Annotated in this window: 11 protein-coding genes and 1 pseudogene; 3 read left to right on the plus strand and 9 right to left on the minus strand. The window is 62.7% G+C overall.

The window, feature by feature from the left end:
* Positions 1-4 precede the first annotated feature (4 nt).
* Complete coding sequence (locus AC1D1L_RS18790; protein ID WP_477342972.1) at positions 5-1,360, minus strand: NAD(P)-dependent oxidoreductase; 1,356 nt, start codon at positions 1,358-1,360, stop codon at positions 5-7.
* Positions 1,361-1,481: 121 nt separating this feature from the next.
* On the minus strand, positions 1,482-2,213 hold the full coding sequence (locus AC1D1L_RS18795; RefSeq protein ID WP_477342973.1) for a gamma-glutamylcyclotransferase: 732 nt from the start codon (positions 2,211-2,213) through the stop codon (positions 1,482-1,484).
* Between the two features lie 197 nt (positions 2,214-2,410).
* On the opposite strand from AC1D1L_RS18795, the gene AC1D1L_RS18800 reads away from it, so the two are divergent.
* Positions 2,411-3,187: a VOC family protein gene (locus AC1D1L_RS18800; protein ID WP_477342974.1), complete on the plus strand. Its 777-nt coding sequence runs from the start codon at positions 2,411-2,413 to the stop codon at positions 3,185-3,187.
* A 64-nt stretch (positions 3,188-3,251) separates the two neighbouring features.
* Here the strand turns inward: AC1D1L_RS18800 and AC1D1L_RS18805 are convergent, their stop codons facing one another.
* Positions 3,252-3,740, minus strand: a complete 489-nt coding sequence (locus AC1D1L_RS18805) for a hypothetical protein (RefSeq protein ID WP_436260682.1) — start codon at positions 3,738-3,740, stop codon at positions 3,252-3,254.
* 207 nt (positions 3,741-3,947) lie between these two features.
* Between AC1D1L_RS18805 and AC1D1L_RS18810 the strand changes: the two genes are divergently transcribed.
* Entirely contained in the window at positions 3,948-4,340 is a 393-nt protein-coding gene (locus AC1D1L_RS18810; protein WP_477342975.1) for a DoxX family protein, read from the plus strand.
* 34 nt (positions 4,341-4,374) lie between these two features.
* On the opposite strand, the pseudogene AC1D1L_RS18815 reads toward AC1D1L_RS18810, so the two are convergent.
* Both AC1D1L_RS18815 and AC1D1L_RS18820 read right to left on the minus strand, forming a co-directional pair.
* A pseudogene (locus AC1D1L_RS18815) lies at positions 4,375-6,800 on the minus strand (GcvT family protein).
* A gap of 234 nt (positions 6,801-7,034) precedes the next feature.
* A complete protein-coding gene (locus tag AC1D1L_RS18820; RefSeq protein ID WP_477342976.1) occupies positions 7,035-8,573 on the minus strand; it encodes a trimethylamine methyltransferase family protein in 1,539 nt (512 codons plus the stop codon).
* A 218-nt stretch (positions 8,574-8,791) separates the two neighbouring features.
* Between AC1D1L_RS18820 and AC1D1L_RS18825 the strand changes: the two genes are divergently transcribed.
* Entirely contained in the window at positions 8,792-9,382 is a 591-nt protein-coding gene (locus AC1D1L_RS18825) for a transglycosylase SLT domain-containing protein (RefSeq protein WP_477342977.1), read from the plus strand.
* 42 nt (positions 9,383-9,424) lie between these two features.
* Here the strand turns inward: AC1D1L_RS18825 and AC1D1L_RS18830 are convergent, their stop codons facing one another.
* The 4 genes from AC1D1L_RS18830 to AC1D1L_RS18845 all read right to left on the minus strand — a co-directional run bounded on the left by AC1D1L_RS18830 (position 9,425) and on the right by AC1D1L_RS18845 (position 15,876).
* Positions 9,425-11,746 carry a dipeptide ABC transporter ATP-binding protein gene (locus AC1D1L_RS18830; RefSeq protein ID WP_477342978.1) on the minus strand — a complete coding sequence of 774 codons (2,322 nt, stop codon included), beginning with the start codon at positions 11,744-11,746 and terminating at the stop codon, positions 9,425-9,427.
* A 45-nt stretch (positions 11,747-11,791) separates the two neighbouring features.
* Positions 11,792-12,949 carry an ABC transporter permease gene (locus AC1D1L_RS18835; protein ID WP_477231594.1) on the minus strand — a complete coding sequence of 386 codons (1,158 nt, stop codon included), beginning with the start codon at positions 12,947-12,949 and terminating at the stop codon, positions 11,792-11,794.
* A gap of 12 nt (positions 12,950-12,961) precedes the next feature.
* Complete coding sequence (locus AC1D1L_RS18840) at positions 12,962-13,996, minus strand: ABC transporter permease (RefSeq protein WP_477342979.1); 1,035 nt, start codon at positions 13,994-13,996, stop codon at positions 12,962-12,964.
* A gap of 227 nt (positions 13,997-14,223) precedes the next feature.
* Positions 14,224-15,876 (minus strand): ABC transporter substrate-binding protein, encoded by a 1,653-nt coding sequence (locus AC1D1L_RS18845; protein WP_352583785.1) that lies wholly within the window; start codon positions 15,874-15,876, stop codon positions 14,224-14,226.
* Positions 15,877-15,981 lie beyond the last annotated feature (105 nt).

Below are 15,981 nucleotides of genomic sequence, written 5' to 3' on the forward strand. Positions count from 1 at the left end.
ATCTCTATCCCTGCGTCAGACTCCTGTTGATGCTCTCAGCCGCATCGCGCCCTTGCGCCACTGCCGAGACGGTCAGGTCGTCGCCGCCAAAAATGCAGTCGCCGCCGGCCCAGACATTGGCAAGCGAGGTGCGCCCTTCCGCATCGACCTTGATGCGCCCGGCTTCGAGTTCGATCGATGCACCGCTGCCGTTGAGCGCTGCCGGCACAAAACTCTGGCCGATGGCCTTGAACACCTGGTCGGCGGTGAGCGTCAGCCGCTCGCCGGTGCCCGCGAGCCTGTCGCCGTTCATGGCGGTGTATTCGAGTTCGATGCCCGACACCTTGCCGTTCTCGGCAATGACCCGCTTCGGCTGCAGCCAGTGGCGGATGGTAACGCCATTGGCGGCGGCCAGATCCTGCTCGAACTCGGAAGCGTTCATATGCTCCTGGCCGCGCCGGTAGCAGATCGTCACCTCCTCGGCGCCGAGCAGCTTCGACTGCACGGCGGCGTCGATCGCCGTCATGCCGCCGCCGATGACGACGACACGCCGGCCGACCGGCAGGCTGGCCAGATCGCTGGCCTGGCGCAGTTCCGCGATGAACTCCACCGCATTGGTGACGCCATCCGCGTCTTCGCCATCGGCGCGCAACGCATTGACGCCGCCAAGCCCCATGCCAAGGAAGACGGCATCGTAATTCCGGATCAGGTCCGACAGCTGGTAGTCGCGGCCGAGCGCCTTGCCGTTCTGGATGTCGATGCCGCCGATCGCCGTGACATAGTCGACCTCGGCCTGGGCGAAATTGTCGATGCTCTTGTAGGCGGCGATGCCATACTCGTTGAGGCCGCCGGCCTTGGGGCGGGCTTCCAGAATGGTGACGTCATGGCCATGGCGGGCAAGTCGGTGGGCGGCGGCAAGGCCGGCCGGCCCGGCGCCGACCACGGCGACCGACTTGCCGGTTGTTTCAGCGCGCGGATAAAACTGCTTGTGCTCGGCCATCGCGACATCGGTGGCATAGCGCTGCAAACGGCCGATCTGCACCGGCTTGCCTTCCGCCACTTCGCGCACGCAGACCTCTTCGCACAGCGTCTCGGTCGGGCAGACGCGGGCGCACATGCCGCCCAGAATGTTCTGGTCGAAGATGGTCTTGGCGGAGCCGATCGGATTGCCGGTCGAAATCTGGCGGATGAACAGCGGAATGTCGATCGAGGTCGGGCATGCATTCATGCACGGCGCGTCGTAGCAGAAATAGCAGCGATCGGATTCGACCAGGGCCTCGTGGTGATCGAGCGGCGGATGCAGGTCGGAAAAATTCTCGGCATACTGGTCGGCCGGCAGCCGGCCACCGGCAATACCGTCCTTGAACCGGCCTTCTGGCATCGTCAGTTCCCCATGTTTTCGTTTTGGGGAAGGCTAGCACGTTTTATTTTTTTATCAATTGGTCAATTTTCGGTGCAAGCCGCTGAAAAGGCTGGATAAAAACATGATTTTTTTACTCATGTTATAGGCTTTCGCTCTGTGCTGCCGGCGAAAGGCCAGAGACCGGAGCGCCCTCATGGATTGACCGGATCTCGTCGGCGACCAGCTGCTGCAATCGCCACAGATTGCGGTCGCGAATGCCGAATTCCTCGAGGTGGCTGACCGTGTTGTAGAGATATTCGGCACCCGAGCCGACATGCCCGCAGGCTCTCGCCAGCACCCGCGCCACCGCGTCCAGCGGCTGCCCGAGCGACGTCCCCCTGCCCGTCACCCCGACCCAGAAGCCGAGCGCCCGCACCACCCCTTGCGCCGTGCGCACCGGAACCCAACGGACCGAGCTGACACTCTCATGGTCGTCGATCTCGCGCCGCAAAAGTCTTTCGATCTGCTGTGGCTTGTCGCCGTCGGGCAGGCGGTAGATGACGCCGTCGCATCGCCCGCCGCGTTCGAGCGCCATCATCAGCCCCGGTTGTGCTGCGGTACCGCGCCAGCGCACCATGTCGAGACAAAACGATCGATGCCAGCCGAACGCGGTGGCGCGCTGGCGTTCGACAGATTCGAAAGCCGGCTTCCAGATCAACGACCCATAGGCGAACACCCATAGCGGCCCCGCATCGGCTTCATCGGAAAGCTGCACGGAAAGGGCCCGGAAATCCTCGTCGGTGAGCTGCGTCCAGCTGCCGTCGGGGCCGGGATCCACCTCCTGCCGATGGCACAGTGAAACAAGCTCAGGCGTGAGCGACATACGGCGCATGAAACGACAACCCCTCGTTTGCCCAAGGAAAGTCGAAAACCGCCGCACGTGCAAGCGGCCGGGCGCGACGAAATGCGGAACGATGTGTCAACGCAGCCGTTGAATTTTCTCATGCGCGCTGTCGGATTTGCGCCGCTGAAATCGTCCTTTGATGGATCGGACGACGATCGATGCATGAAGGTGAGGAGACCGAAAAAATGCCGAAAAACCCAATGCCCTTCTTCTGGTACGAACTGATGACCACCGATCTCGATGCCGCGCAAGCGTTCTACACCAGAGTCGTTGGCTGGCGGGCCGAGCCCTTCGACAAGGCTCCCGGCATGCCACGCTACGTCGTGGTGAACTCCGCCGAGCGTGGCGTCGGCGGGCTGATGACCATGCCCGAGGACGCCGCCAAGATGGGCATGAAGCCGGCCTGGCTCGGCTATATCCACACCAGGGACACGGACGCTTCGACCAAGGCGCTGAAGGCCGCCGGCGGAACTGTCCACCGCGAACCCGACGACATTCCCGGCGTCGGCCGCTTTTCCGTCGTCGCCGACCCGCAGGGCGCCACCTTCATGTTCCTGCAGCCCAATGGACCCGACCAGCCTATCCTTCCAGCGACCACACCCGGCCATGTCGGCTGGCACGAGCTCTATGCAGCCGACCGGGAGGCGGCCTTCGACTTCTATTCAAGCCAGTTCGGCTGGACCGATGCCGGTAGCATGGACATCGGCGAGATGGGCATCTACCAGACCTTCGGGGCCGGCCCGGAATCCGGCGGCGGCATCATGAACAAGCCGCAGCAGCTTCCGGTGCCGGTATGGCTGTTCTACTTCAATGTCGATGCCATCGACGCCGCCGCCAAGCGCGTCACCGACAATGGCGGCAAGATCGTCATGGGTCCGATGCCGGTGCCGACCGGCCAATGGATCGCCCAGTTCACCGATCCGCAAGGCGCCTATTTCGCGCTGATCGCGCCGGGACGCTGATCCGGCCAGAGGCGCATCAACAGGAAACTGCCCTCATCGCACGCCGGTGCGACGAGAAAGCGCATCATTCCGGCGCCAGCACCGCGACCTTGATGCTCTCGTCCTTGGCGCCACTGAGCTGGATGGTGGCTGCGCCCGGCGTCAGCTTGAAACGCACGCTCTTGCGAATGCCGGGACAGGTCTTCACACCGCTGAACGCTGCCGACTTCGTGGCATGGCCGTCTTGAATCACATCGATCCAGGCCTCGCCTGACAGGCTGATCTGGAGCTCGCCTTCCGGTGGGACGGTCACGCTCGCCGTCGCGCCAAACGTTCCGGCTGCCGGCGCACGTTCCGGCGGCACGGTATAGCTGACCGCATCGACCGGCTCGAGCGCCAGGTCCGCGGCCTCGCCAGCCGCGAGGGCAGCGCCGGACTGCGTAGCAGGCGCTGCCGCAAACAGCGCCTGCTCGCGCGCCACCGGCCATTTGAAGGCATCACAGCCGCCGTCTGCGGCCATGGCGAAGCTGGTGCCTGCAAGGATTGCGAACAGGCTGAGGACGACTTTTTTCATGACCAGGGGAACCCATTTGGTTGGAGAGTCTACACACAGATATACAACCATAGCGATATAAATGCAACCATACCGAGAACAAATATCGAAGTTCGACAGGAAGCAATTTCCAATCACCGATTGTTGATGGCAGGCCCCGCGAAGTGAATGGTCCAACGCAAAGTGATCATCTATGGCCGGGCCAAAGGGTTGGAAAATGGAGTTTAGATGAAGCTTTTTGACGGTCTCGCCAGGTTTCAGCCGCAGATGCTCGGCATCTTGCGCATCATCACGGCCCTGCAGTTCATCGAGCATGGCTCGCAGAAACTGTTCAACTTCCCGGTCAACGCCGAGCCTCACGCTCTCAACGGGCTGACGACGACGGCAGGCATTCTCGAATTCGCCGGCGGCATCTTGCTGGCGCTCGGTCTCCTCACGCGCCCCGTCGCCTTCCTGCTGGCCGGCGAAATGGCCATCGCCTATTTCATGGCGCACTACCCGCGCGATTTCTTCCCGATCAACAACAACGGCGACGCCGCCATCTCCTTCTGCTTCATCTTCCTCTATCTGGTGTTTGCCGGCGCCGGCGCCTTCGCGCTCGACAACCGCCGCAACGGCTGACCCGCTTCAGGGGCGAGATAAAGGGGGTGAAACTTCATCCCCTCATCCGTTCGAAATTAGCATCGAACAGCGGCGCCGCCTGCATGCGTGCGGCATGGCGCTTGCCCAAAAGTTCGATCTCGAAGCCGTCGCTCTCGTCGGCGATCTCCTTCGGCACATAGCCGAGGGCGACGGATTTTTTCGGATGATGCGCATAGCCGCCTGACGTCACCCAGCCGCGCACCGCGCCGCCGAACCAGATCGACTCGTCACCGATGACATCGGCGTCGTCGGCATCGAGAATGAAGGTGCGCAGCCTGAGCTTGCCGCCTTGCTTGCGCTCGGCCAGAGCGCCGGCCTTGCCGATGAAATCGGCATCCTTGCCATAGGCGACGAAGCGGTCGAGCCCGGCCTCCAGCGGCCCGTAGATCGGCCGGTACTCGCGCGCCCATGAACCATAGTTTTTCTCCAACCGCAGCGCATTGAGCGCGCGCGAGCCGAACAGGCCGATGCCGAACTCCCCGCCCGCCGCCATCAGCGCCTGGAAGGCAGCGCGCTGATATTCCGGTGCCACCCAGATCTCGTAGCCGAGATCGCCTGTATAGCTGACGCGGCCGACCAGGCACGGCGCCATGCTGATATCCATTTTCGCCACCGCCATGAACGGAAACGCCGCATTGGACACATCCGCGCGGCTGACCTTCGCCAGCACCTCCCTCGCCTTCGGGCCGGCGATCGCCAGGCCGGTCAGCTTCTGCCCCACCGCCTCGATGCGCACCGAAACATCCCCGGGCAAATGCGCCTCGAACCAGCGCATATGATACTGCTCGGCGATACCGGAACCGGCGATGAACCACTCGCCGTCGCCGATGTTGGCGAGCGTAAAATCGCCGATCAGCCTGCCGTCGTCCTTCAGCATCGGTGCCAGCGTCATACGGCCAGGTCTGGGCAGCTTGCAGGCAAAAATCCGGTCGAGCCAGGCGGCCGCCCCCTCGCCCGTCACCTTGTATTTGGCGAAGTTCGAAATCTCCGCCAGGCCGACGCCATCGCGCACCGTGGCGACCTCTTTTGCGACATGTGTGAAGTCGCTCGAGCGCCGCCACGAGAACTCGTCCTTGACGCCCTCGGGCGCATACCAGAGCGGCACCTCCAGCCCAAAGGACACGCCCCATTGCGCGCCCTTGGCCGACAACAAATCGTAGATCGGCGTGGTCTTCAGCCCTCGTCCGGCGGGCAGTTCCTCATTGGGGAAACGGATCGAGAAGCGGCGCGAATAATTCTCGCGCACCTTGGCGTTGGTGTAGGCCATCGTTGCCCAGTCGCCATAGCGGGCGACATCCATGGCCCAGATGTCGGCGCCGGGATCGCCTTCGATCATCCAGTTGGACAGCGCCAGACCGACACCGCCGCCTTGGCTGAACCCGGCCATGACGCCGCAGGCGACCCAGAAACCCGGCAGCCCGCGCACCGGCCCGACCAACGGGTTGCCGTCCGGCGCGAAGGTGAAAGGCCCGTTGATGATCTGCTTGATGCCGGTCCTCTCGAAGGCCGGGAAATGGCGGAAGCCGACTTCGAGTGACGGCGCGATGCGGTCGATGTCGGGCTCCAGCAATTCATGACCGAAGTTCCACGGTGTGGAGAACTCGGACCACACTTTGTTGGCCTTCTCATAAGTACCCATCAGCATGCCGCCGCGCTCCTGGCGCAGATAAAGCTCGCCGTCGAAATCGACAGCATGGATGATCTCCGTTCCGGTCTTGGCGTTCCACGCGGCGACCTCCGGCATGTCCTCGGTGATCAGGTACATGTGCTCCATGGCCAGCACCGGCAGTTCCAGCCCGACCATGCGGCCGACCTCGCGCGCCCACAGGCCGCCGGCATTGACGACATGCTCGGCCACCACCTCGCCCTTGTTGGTGATGACCCGCCATAGCCCGTCGGGCCGACGCACGATGTCCTCAACCTTGGTGAAGCGCTCGACTCGGCGCCGAGCTTGCGCGCCGCCTTGGCATAGGCGTGGGTCACGCCGGACGGATCGAGATGGCCGTCCTCCTTGTTGCGGACGGCGCCAACAAATTGCTTGGGATCAAGCAGCGGCATCAATTCCGCCGCCTCATTGGCCGAGATTTCTTCAAGGTCGATGCCGAGATAGCGCCCCTTGGCGACGACGCCGCGCAGCCAGTCGAGCCGCGCCTCGGTTGCCGCCAGAAGCACGCCGCCGGTCAGGTGCACGCCGGTCGCCTGGCCCGACAGCTCCTCGATCTCCTTGTAGAGCGAGATCGTGTATTTCTGCAGCTTGGCGACGTTGGGGTCGCCATTGATGGTGTGCATGCCGCCGGCCGCATGCCAGGTCGAGCCGGAGGTCAGCTCATCGCGCTCCAGAAGCACGACATCGGTCCAGCCATGGCGCGCCAGATGGAACAGCACCGAGCATCCGACGACACCACCGCCAATGACCACCACCTTTGCATGCGATTTCATGAGTTCTTCTCTGATATCAATGAGTTGGGGAGATAATGTGAATCAGAAAGGCAGCGCTAGGCACCCCCCTCTGGCCTGCCGGCCATCTCCCCCTCAAGGGGGAGATCAGCAGCGGCTGCGTTGCCACCCGCTTGTCAGCGTTGGTGATTGGCGAAGGAAGATGTGCCAGCCAATCTCCCCCCTTGAGGGGGAGATGTCCGGCAGGACAGAGGGGGGTGGACCCGCGCAAACCCATCACGGCTCGCCCTGCCCGATCGCTTCCTTGCGTCTGGCCACATACGCCTCCAGCGCCTCGCGCACGGCGGGATCCATCGTCGGCTCGACATAGTCTTCCAGCGCCTTCTTCCACAGCCGCGTCGCGCGCGCCGTCGCGTCGAGGCCGCCGGCCTCCTGCCACGCCTCGTAATTCTGCCAGTTGGACAGCATGGGCTGGTAGAAAGCAGTGGCATAGCGTTCCAACGTGTGCGGCTCGCCGAAGAAGTGGCCGCCGGTCGGCACCGCGCCAAGCGCCTCGACCGCCAGCTCCGCCTCATCGACCACGATCGGCTGAAGAAACTCCATCATGTGCTGGATCATCTCGACATCGATGATGAGCTTCTCGAACGATGCCGTCAGCCCGCCCTCCTGCCAGCCGGCGGCATGATAGACGAGGTTGCCGTGGCCGAGCACCGCACCCCACAGCGCCATCAGCGTCTCATAGGCGCCCTGCGCGTCGGCGGCGTTGGAGGCCGAGCCCGGTGTCGTGCGGTAAGGCAGATTGTAGCGCCGCGCCAACTGCCCCGAGGCAATGTTGGCCTTGGTGTTTTCCGGCGTGCCGAAAGCCGGCGCGCCCGACTTCATGTCGACATTGGAGGTGAAGGCGCCATACATGACCGGCGCGCCGGGGCGCACCAGCTGCGTCAGCACCACGCCGAACAGCGCTTCGGCGTTCTGCTGCGCCAGCGCGCCGGCGAGCGTCACCGGGCTCATCGCCCCCATCAGCGTGAACGGCGTGACCGCCACTGACTGGCCGAACTCGGCCATGGTCATCAGCCCTTCGGCCATCATCTCGTCGAAGCGGCGCGGCGAGTTGACCGAGATGATGGTGGCGATGCCTGGATCGTCGCGCATCTCGTCCAGCGTCAGCCCGCGCGCGATCGCCATCATCTCGATGCCGTCCAGCGCCCTGCCGCGTCCGATCGCCGATACATGGAACGATTTGTCGGTAAGCGTCAGATTGGTGAAATAGGTGTCCATGTGCCTGGTATTGGCCGGCAGCTCCACCGGCGCACAGACCTGGTTGCCAAGCATGTGGATGCAATTGAAATGCTGCGCCAGCCGGGTGAGATCGGCATAGTCGCGCAAATTGCCGGCGCGCCGGCCACGCTCCATGTCGTGCACATTGGGCGGCCCGGCGACGAGGGTGAAATTGATCGTGTTGCCGCCGAGGTGGATGGCATTGGCCGGATTGCGCGGTGTCAGCCGGTAGCTGGACTGCGTGGTCTTCAGCGCCTCGGCAACCAGGCCCCTGTCGATGCGGACATTCGCTGTCGCATGATCGACCGTGGCGCCGGCCTTCTCGAACAGCGACAGCGCCCGCGGGCTCATCACCTCGATGCCGAAATTCTCCAAAATGTGCATCGAGGCCTGATGGATCGCCTCTATCTGGTCGGCCGACAGCATTGCCATCGGCGGATAGGGATTGGTTACGCGCCGCAGCGGCAGTTGCGGGATGGCCGACGGCCCCCGGTTGCTGGTCCGCTCGGCACCGCGCTTGCGTCTTGGTTCATTCATGCGCCGCATCAAAGCGCCGGCGCCATGGCGGGGCTGTCAGGAATACGCCCTTCGCGGGCGCGATTTTAGCCAAGGCGGCATTTCCGGATTCCGATGAAGACAAAGGCGACGCAAAGGGTCGGAATAATGACACAGCCTCGAGTCGGCGCAGCCGAGCCGGCAACCCGTTAAGAAACGCCGCAAGATTCCCTTTATGATTTCGGCCTATTCGTCTTCCCATGCGTAGGTCGAGTTTTAGTAAAATTGTAGCGATTGGTGTGCTGCTGGCGTTGTCGGCCTGCGCGACGCCGCCCAACCACATCAACAATGTCTGTGCCGTCTTCGACCAGAATGACGGCTGGTTCGACAACTGGCAGTCGGCGGCCGAGCGCGCCTCGCAGAAATACGGCATCCCCGTCCCCGTGCTGATGGCGACGGTGCGCAAGGAATCCGGCTTCAAGAGCAATGCCAGGCCGCCGCGTACCAAGTTGCTTGGCTTCATTCCGTGGAAGCACGTCTCCTCGGCCACCGGTTTCTCGCAGGCGCTCGACGGCACCTGGTCGCAATACCAGAGCGAAACCGGCAGCTGGGGGGCGCGGCGGACCAAGTTCGCCGATGCCGTCGATTTCGTCGGCTGGTATCATTCCAAGACCGCCGACACCTTCGGCGTCGCCCACAACGACACCTACAATCTCTACCTCGCCTACTATCTCGGCTGGACCGCCTATGGCCGCGGTAACCGCGGCGATGCCGGCGTGCAAAGCTATGCGCGGGCGACCGAAAAAATGGCCCGCGACTATGCCGTTCAGTTGCAGCAATGCAGCAACTGAACGCGCAGCTACGGCAATGCGAGAACTAGCACCCTTCCCGGTTTAGTGCCGCCTTGTCGTATCTTTCGGCTTCTTAACACCGGTTTCGGAAGCCTCGTCGACTACTTTGAGGCGACGCGCTCGCATCCCAGCCTGGCCCTGCTCCACGGCATCGCCGATCTCGTCCGCTGCCGCGGTCGACGATTTGCCACGCGGCCGTTTGGGCGCTGTTCCTGTCGAACCCGGCCCAGCGATATGGGGTGCGTCTTCCGGCACGCCTTCATGCGCCGCGTGCTCCTTGTCGAACTTGATCACCGGCTCCATCGTCGCCAGCACATCGTCCGACAGCCAGCACAGGCTCATATGGCCGTCGCCGAGATGTTTGACCGGCGGCACCTTGGTCTCGCACAGATTGTCCGGCACCAGTTTCTTGTAGCCGCAGCGCGTCTGGAACGGGCAGCCGCTCGGCGGGTTCATCGCCGACGGGATGTCGCCTTCCAGCACGATGTGCTTCTTGACCACACTGGTATCGGCGATCGGGATCGCCGACAGCAGCGCCTCGGTATAGGGGTGGTAGGGCGGCGCGAAGATCTGGTCGGTCGTGCCTTGCTCGACGATATAGCCGAGATACATAACGACCACGCGGTCGGCGATGTAGCGCACGACGGACAGATCGTGGCTGATGAACAGCATCGTCGTCTTGTTCTTGCGCTGAATGTCCATCAGCAGCTCGGTCACCGCCGCCTGCACCGAGACGTCGAGGGCCGAGACCGGCTCATCGGCCACGACCACCTTGGCGTCGCCGGCAAAGGCGCGCGCCACGCCGATGCGCTGTTTCTGGCCGCCCGAGAGCTGGCGCGGCTTGCGCGTCTCGAAGGCGCGCGGCAACTTCACCAGGTCGAGCAGTTCCAGCATGCGCTTGCGCCGTTCGGCGACGTTGTTGCCGACATTGAATTTTTCCAGCGTGCGGATGATCTGCGAGCCGACGGAGTGGCTGGGATTGAGCGTATCGAACGGGTTCTGGAACACCATCTGGATCGACGACACCGTATCGACGCTGCGCTTCTCGATGCTGGTCGACTGGATCTCCTTGTTGCCGAGCGTCACCGTGCCGGAACTTGCCGTCTCCAGGCCGAGCAGCACCTTGGCTAGCGTCGACTTTCCGCAGCCGGACTCGCCGACAATGGCGACAGTCTCGGATTCGCGCGCCACGAACGAGATCGTCTCATTGGCCTTGACGACGCGGCCTTCGCTGGAGCCGAACACTTCGCTGCCGCCGACCTTGTAGTATTTCCTGAGGTCCTCGATCTTGAGCACCGGGGCACCGGGAACGACCTTCTCATTGACCTTCTTGGCGCCGGGCGGCAGTGCTTCCCAGTCGATCTCGTTGAAGCGCACGCAGCGCGAGAAATGGCCTTCATGGCCGGCGACCTCGATCATCGGGATTTCGGCGGCGTTGCAGACGCCCTCGACGAAATGGTGGCAGCGCGGACCGAAATTGCAGCCCTTCGGGCGCTCATGCGGCAGCGGCAATTGCCCGGGAATGGAGATCAGCGGCCGCGAATTCTTGTCGGCGCCCGGCAGCGGGATTGAGCGGAACAGCCCTTGGGTATAGGGATGACGCATCCGGTCGAACACGTCCTTGATCTTGCCGGTCTCCACCGCTTCGCCCGAATACATCACAGTGATGCGGTCGCAGGTTTCCAGGATCAGGCCGAGATTGTGCGACACGAAGATCATCGACGTGCCGAACTTTTCGCCCAGTCCCTTGACCAGGTCGACAATGCCGGCCTCCACCGTCACATCGAGCGCCGTCGTCGGCTCGTCGAGCAGAAGCAGCGCCGGCTTCGACAGCAGCGCCATGGCGATGACGATGCGCTGCTGCTGGCCGCCGGAGAGTTGGTGCGGATAGGAGCGCATCATGCGCTCGGGATCGGGCAGCTTCACCGCCCGCACCATGTCCAGCGCGCGGGTGTAGGCCTCTTCCTTCGACACCTTGTCGTGGATCAGCGGCACTTCCATCAATTGCTGGCCGACCTTCATCGCCGGATTAAGGCTCGCCATCGGCTCCTGGTAGATCATGGCGATCTTGTTGCCGCGAATGGCGCGCAGTTCCTCGTCGGACAGTTCGCCCATGTCCTTGCCCTGGAACTTGATCTTGCCGCCGACGATCTTACCGATGTTGGAGAGGTCGCGCATGATGCCGAGCGACACGGTCGACTTGCCGCAGCCGGATTCGCCGACGATGCCCATCGCTTCGCCGGGCATCACCGTGCAGGAAAAATCCATGACGGCAGGGATCTCGCCCTTGCGGGTGAAGAAGGAGATCGACAGGTTCTCGATCTCGATGATCGGTTCTCCGGGATTTCGAACTGCCTCATTCATGGGTCGCTCCAATCCTGTTTTCATGCGTCGGGCCGAACCCGCAGATCAGTCTTTCATCGATTGTTCGCGCAGCGAGTCGGCGAGCAGGTTCAAGCCCAGCACGAACGACATCAGCGCGATGGTCGGCGGCAACGCCGGGTGGATGAAGGAGCGCAGCAGGCGGCTGGCGTCCTTGATCGCGGTGCCCCAGTCCGGGCTCTCCGGCGCCAAGCCGAGACCGAAGTACCCCAGCGTGCCGAGCAGGATCGTGGTGTAGCCGATGCGCAGGCAGGCATCGACGATCAGCGGTCCGCGCGCATTGGGCAGGATTTCCCACAGCATGATGTACCAGGGCGATTCACCGCGCGTCTGCGCTGCCGCCACATAGTCGCGCGTCTTGATGTCCATCACCAGGCCGCGCACGATGCGGAACACGCCGGGGCTGGAGGCGAACACCACCGCCACGAAGATGTTGAGCTGGTTGGGATCGATGTGGATGACCTTGAACGGATCGGCATCGAACACCAGACCGGCATAGACCCAGCCGCCGATGACCAGGGTCAGTCCCATGAGAATGTAAAGTCGATCCGGCCGGTTCTTGTAGCGGGTCCAGAACAGCACGGAAAAGAAGATGATCGGGAACAGGAAGAACAGCCCGGCCATGGCGTAGGGGATGGGCGTGTCCATGATGCCCGGCGTCACCAGCAGGTAGAACAGCAGGATCACCGGGAAAGCCAGCACCAGATTGGCCAGGAACGACAGCACGGTGTCGATCCTGCCGCCGTAATAGCCGGCAGGGAGGCCGAGCGTAATGCCGACCATCAGTGCGAACCCCGTCGCCGCCGGTGCGATGATCAGCACGATCTGGCTGCCGTAGACCATGCGCGAGAAGACATCGCGGGCGAGCTTGTCGCCGCCGAAATAGTAGATGAGCTTGGATACCGGCTCGATCCCGCCCGGCAGCGCGTCCTTCATGATCGGCACCTGGGAAAGCGGATCGAAGGGCGCGACGGTCGCCGCGAAGATCGCGGTGAACAGCCAGAACAGGCAGATGCCGACACCGACAATGCCGACGCCGCTGTCGAACAGCTGGCCGTAAAGGCCGAGCCTTTTCTTGTAGGTGAAGCTCGCCCCCATCACCAGGGCCAGCCCCAGCCAGACCGGCCAGAAGCGCGCAATCACGCCGAGCACGATGTTGAAGGCGCCGATATATTCGACCTGCATCTGCCCAGACCCCTATTGAACCCTGATACGCGGATTGAGGAACGCGTAGCCGACATCCGAGATGAGCTGCGTGATCAGCACGATGAACACCGAGACCAGCGAGCAGCCGAGCAAAAGGTCGATGTCGTTGTTGCCGGCAGCCTCGACCAGCGTGTAGCCAAAGCCCTGATAGCGGAACATCACCTCGACGATGACGACGCCGGTGAGCAGCCAGGGGAATTGCAGCATGATGACGGTGAAGGGCGCAATCAGCGCGTTGCGCAGCGCGTGCTTGACGACGACGCTGCCGAAGGAGAGGCCTTTCAGGCGGGCGGTGCGGATATATTGCTGCGTCATCACCTCAACCATCGAGGCGCGCGTCATGCGGGCGATATAGCCGATGCCGTAGATCGCCAGCGTCATCACCGGCAGGGTGAAATTGTAGAAGGTGATGCCTTGGCTGGCCGACGCGGCCGAACCATTCAGCCAGCCGAGCCAGGAGGCGAAGATGACGGTGAAGATGACGCCCGACACGTATTCCGGCGTCGCCGTCGAGGCGATCGAGGCCACCGACAGGGTGCGGTCCGTCCGCGACCCTTCGCGCATGCCGGCAAGGATGCCGATCAGCAGCGAGATCGGCACCATCACGAGCAGGACGCAGAACATCAGGATGCCGGTGGCGCTAAGCGCGGGAAAGAGCTTTGACGCCACTGCCGTCTTGAACTTGGTCGAGCAGCCGAAATCGCCCTGCAGGACGCCGGAATATGTCGGCACCAGCGGATCGTTGCAGAAGGAGAAGCGCTGCCCCGGCTTGCCCGTCACGGGATCGGTCACCGGCTGCTTGGGCATCACGCCGAGCCACTGGCCATAGCGGACGAAGAAATTCTGGCGGTAGCCATGTCCAGCCAGCCAGCTTTCGAGCTGCTCGGCCGACGTGTGCATTTCGGTCTGGCTGATCGCCAGCTTCTTCAAATTCGGATCGAGGTTGATCAGGAAGAAGACGATGATGGTCAGGCACAGCATCGTCAATGCCATGGTGCCCAGGCGCCTGATAACGAAAGAAAGCATGGCGGTCCCCTGCCGGTCTGGTTGGGGTTGGAGCCAGCTTGGGTGCCAACTCTACCGTTACCGGCAGAGTTGGCCCTCAAACCGGCCCTCGGATGCGATCAACCCTGTTTTATTGCATGATCCTTCCCGAAGAGTCCGCAACTTTCTGCTGCGCCGGCTTCCGGTCCTGGACCCATGCGAGGAGTGATGGGGAAGGGGCGGAACCGCCCCCTCCCCGATCGGTCCGATCATGCCTGCTCGAGCCAGACCTTGCCGTAGTCGCGCTCGTAGGTCGGGTGCATTTTGTAGTTCTGCACCGCCTTGACCGAGTGGCTGTAGAGCTTGCGCCAGAAGGGCTGGATGATGATGCCGGAATCCTGCAGGATCTGCTGGATGTCTTTCATCATCTCCTTGCGCTTGGCGGCGTCGGCGACCGAAAGCGCGGCGTTGAGCTTGGCATCCCAATCGGGATTCGACCAGGCTGTCTCGTTCCAGGCCTCGCCGGTGCGGTAGCCGATCGCTAGCACCTGGACGCCGAGCGGCCGCATGTTCCAGGTGGTCATCGACAGCGGATACTTGGTCCAGTCGTTCCAGAAGGTCGAGCCCGGCAGCACCGTGCGCTTCACCTTGATGCCGGCGTCGCGCAGCTGCGCGGCGATGGCGTCACCCGTGTTCTTGTTCCAGTCCTCGTCGGCGGTGATCAGCTCGTGCTCGAAATCGGCCTGTCCTGCTTCCGCCATCAGGGCCTTGGCCTTGGCCGGGTCCCGCTTGATCTTTGGCAGTTCGAAGTACTCCGGATGAATCGCGCAGACATGGTGGTTTTCGGCGACAGTGCCGGCATTGCCGTAACCAAGCTGCAGGACGACAGCGTTGTCGACGCCGAGTTGCAGTGCCTGGCGTACCTTCTGGTTTTCGTAAGGTTTGTTGGTCACATTGGTGCGGCAGACGATGGTCGCCGCGGTAACCACCTCGGACTTCACCAGATCCATGCCGTCGAGGATCGAGACATAGTCGGCCGAGGTTTCGTAGTTGGTGTGCACTTCTCCAGCTTCGAAGGCGCTTACCATTGCCGCCGGATCGGTGCCGTAGTCGATTAACTCGACGCCGTCGAGGAAGACCTCGCCATCCCACCACTTGTTGTCTTCGCGGCGTTTGTAGACCACCTTCTGGCCGACATCGTAGGAGACGAGTTCGAACGGACCGGTGCCGATGGGGCAGGCCTTGAAGTCGCCGCCCTTCTCGTCGAAACTCTTGTGAACGATGAGGCCCGGATAGTCGCACAGGTTCGGGATGAGCGCGATATCGGCTTTGCCAAGCTTCAGCTTGACGGTCATATCGTCGACCTTGGTCACGGCGCTTTCGTCCAGCTTGTCGTCCTTGACCAGCGAGCCGAGACGGCCTGGCATGGAGTTGCCTTCGGCTTTCTTGTCGCCCCAGCGCTTGAGATTGAAGATCACGTCGTCGGCGGTGAATGCATCGCCATTCGACCAGGTCACCCCTTTGCGCACATGCAGCGTGTATTCGGTGGCGTCGTCGTTCACATCCCAGCTCTCCAGCAGATAGGGGCGGAACGTGTATTCGGTGGTGTACTTGACCAGCGGCTCGAGCGCCTGGCGTTCGGCATTGGCGATTTCCGACCAGTCGGCCTTGCGCGGATCCTTGGGATCCTTGATCCACTGGGCGACCTTGAGGATGCCGCCTTTCTTGCCCTGCACTTCTTCTGCCTTGGCCGGCGTCGGGTCTACCAGTCCGAGCATGCCATAGGCCATCGCCGTGGACGCGCCGAAGACGCTGGCCAGAGCGAGGAACTCGCGGCGATCGACCCTACCTGCCTTGGCTTCTTCGGCCATGGCCAGGATGTGATCGGGAACGCGATCGCCATTACTCTTATAAATTGTCATGACTTAACTCCCATTGTTGGCTTTCCGCCTTTTAACATTCCGCATCCAGGCCGCGATGTCAAAGCGGCATGGAGTGGGAACATGTTAGCGAATGTGCAACTTTGA

The sequence above is a fragment of the Mesorhizobium sp. P2_D6 genome (assembly GCF_056404315.1).

Bases quoted from the DNA above. Each gene is read 5' to 3' on its own strand.
- AC1D1L_RS18800 (WP_477342974.1), top strand. From the start codon at position 2,411: ATGCCGAAAAACCCAATGCCCTTCTTCTGGTACGAACTGATGACCACC.
- AC1D1L_RS18790 (WP_477342972.1), bottom strand. From the start codon at position 1,360: ATGCCAGAAGGCCGGTTCAAGGACGGTATTGCCGGTGGCCGGCTGCCG.
- AC1D1L_RS18810 (WP_477342975.1), top strand. From the start codon at position 3,948: ATGAAGCTTTTTGACGGTCTCGCCAGGTTTCAGCCGCAGATGCTCGGC.
- AC1D1L_RS18840 (WP_477342979.1), bottom strand. From the start codon at position 13,996: ATGCTTTCTTTCGTTATCAGGCGCCTGGGCACCATGGCATTGACGATG.
- AC1D1L_RS18820 (WP_477342976.1), bottom strand. From the start codon at position 8,573: ATGAATGAACCAAGACGCAAGCGCGGTGCCGAGCGGACCAGCAACCGG.
- AC1D1L_RS18830 (WP_477342978.1), bottom strand. From the start codon at position 11,746: ATGAATGAGGCAGTTCGAAATCCCGGAGAACCGATCATCGAGATCGAG.
- AC1D1L_RS18835 (WP_477231594.1), bottom strand. From the start codon at position 12,949: ATGCAGGTCGAATATATCGGCGCCTTCAACATCGTGCTCGGCGTGATT.
- AC1D1L_RS18845 (WP_352583785.1), bottom strand. From the start codon at position 15,876: ATGACAATTTATAAGAGTAATGGCGATCGCGTTCCCGATCACATCCTG.
- AC1D1L_RS18805 (WP_436260682.1), bottom strand. From the start codon at position 3,740: ATGAAAAAAGTCGTCCTCAGCCTGTTCGCAATCCTTGCAGGCACCAGC.
- AC1D1L_RS18795 (WP_477342973.1), bottom strand. From the start codon at position 2,213: ATGCGCCGTATGTCGCTCACGCCTGAGCTTGTTTCACTGTGCCATCGG.
- AC1D1L_RS18825 (WP_477342977.1), top strand. From the start codon at position 8,792: ATGCGTAGGTCGAGTTTTAGTAAAATTGTAGCGATTGGTGTGCTGCTG.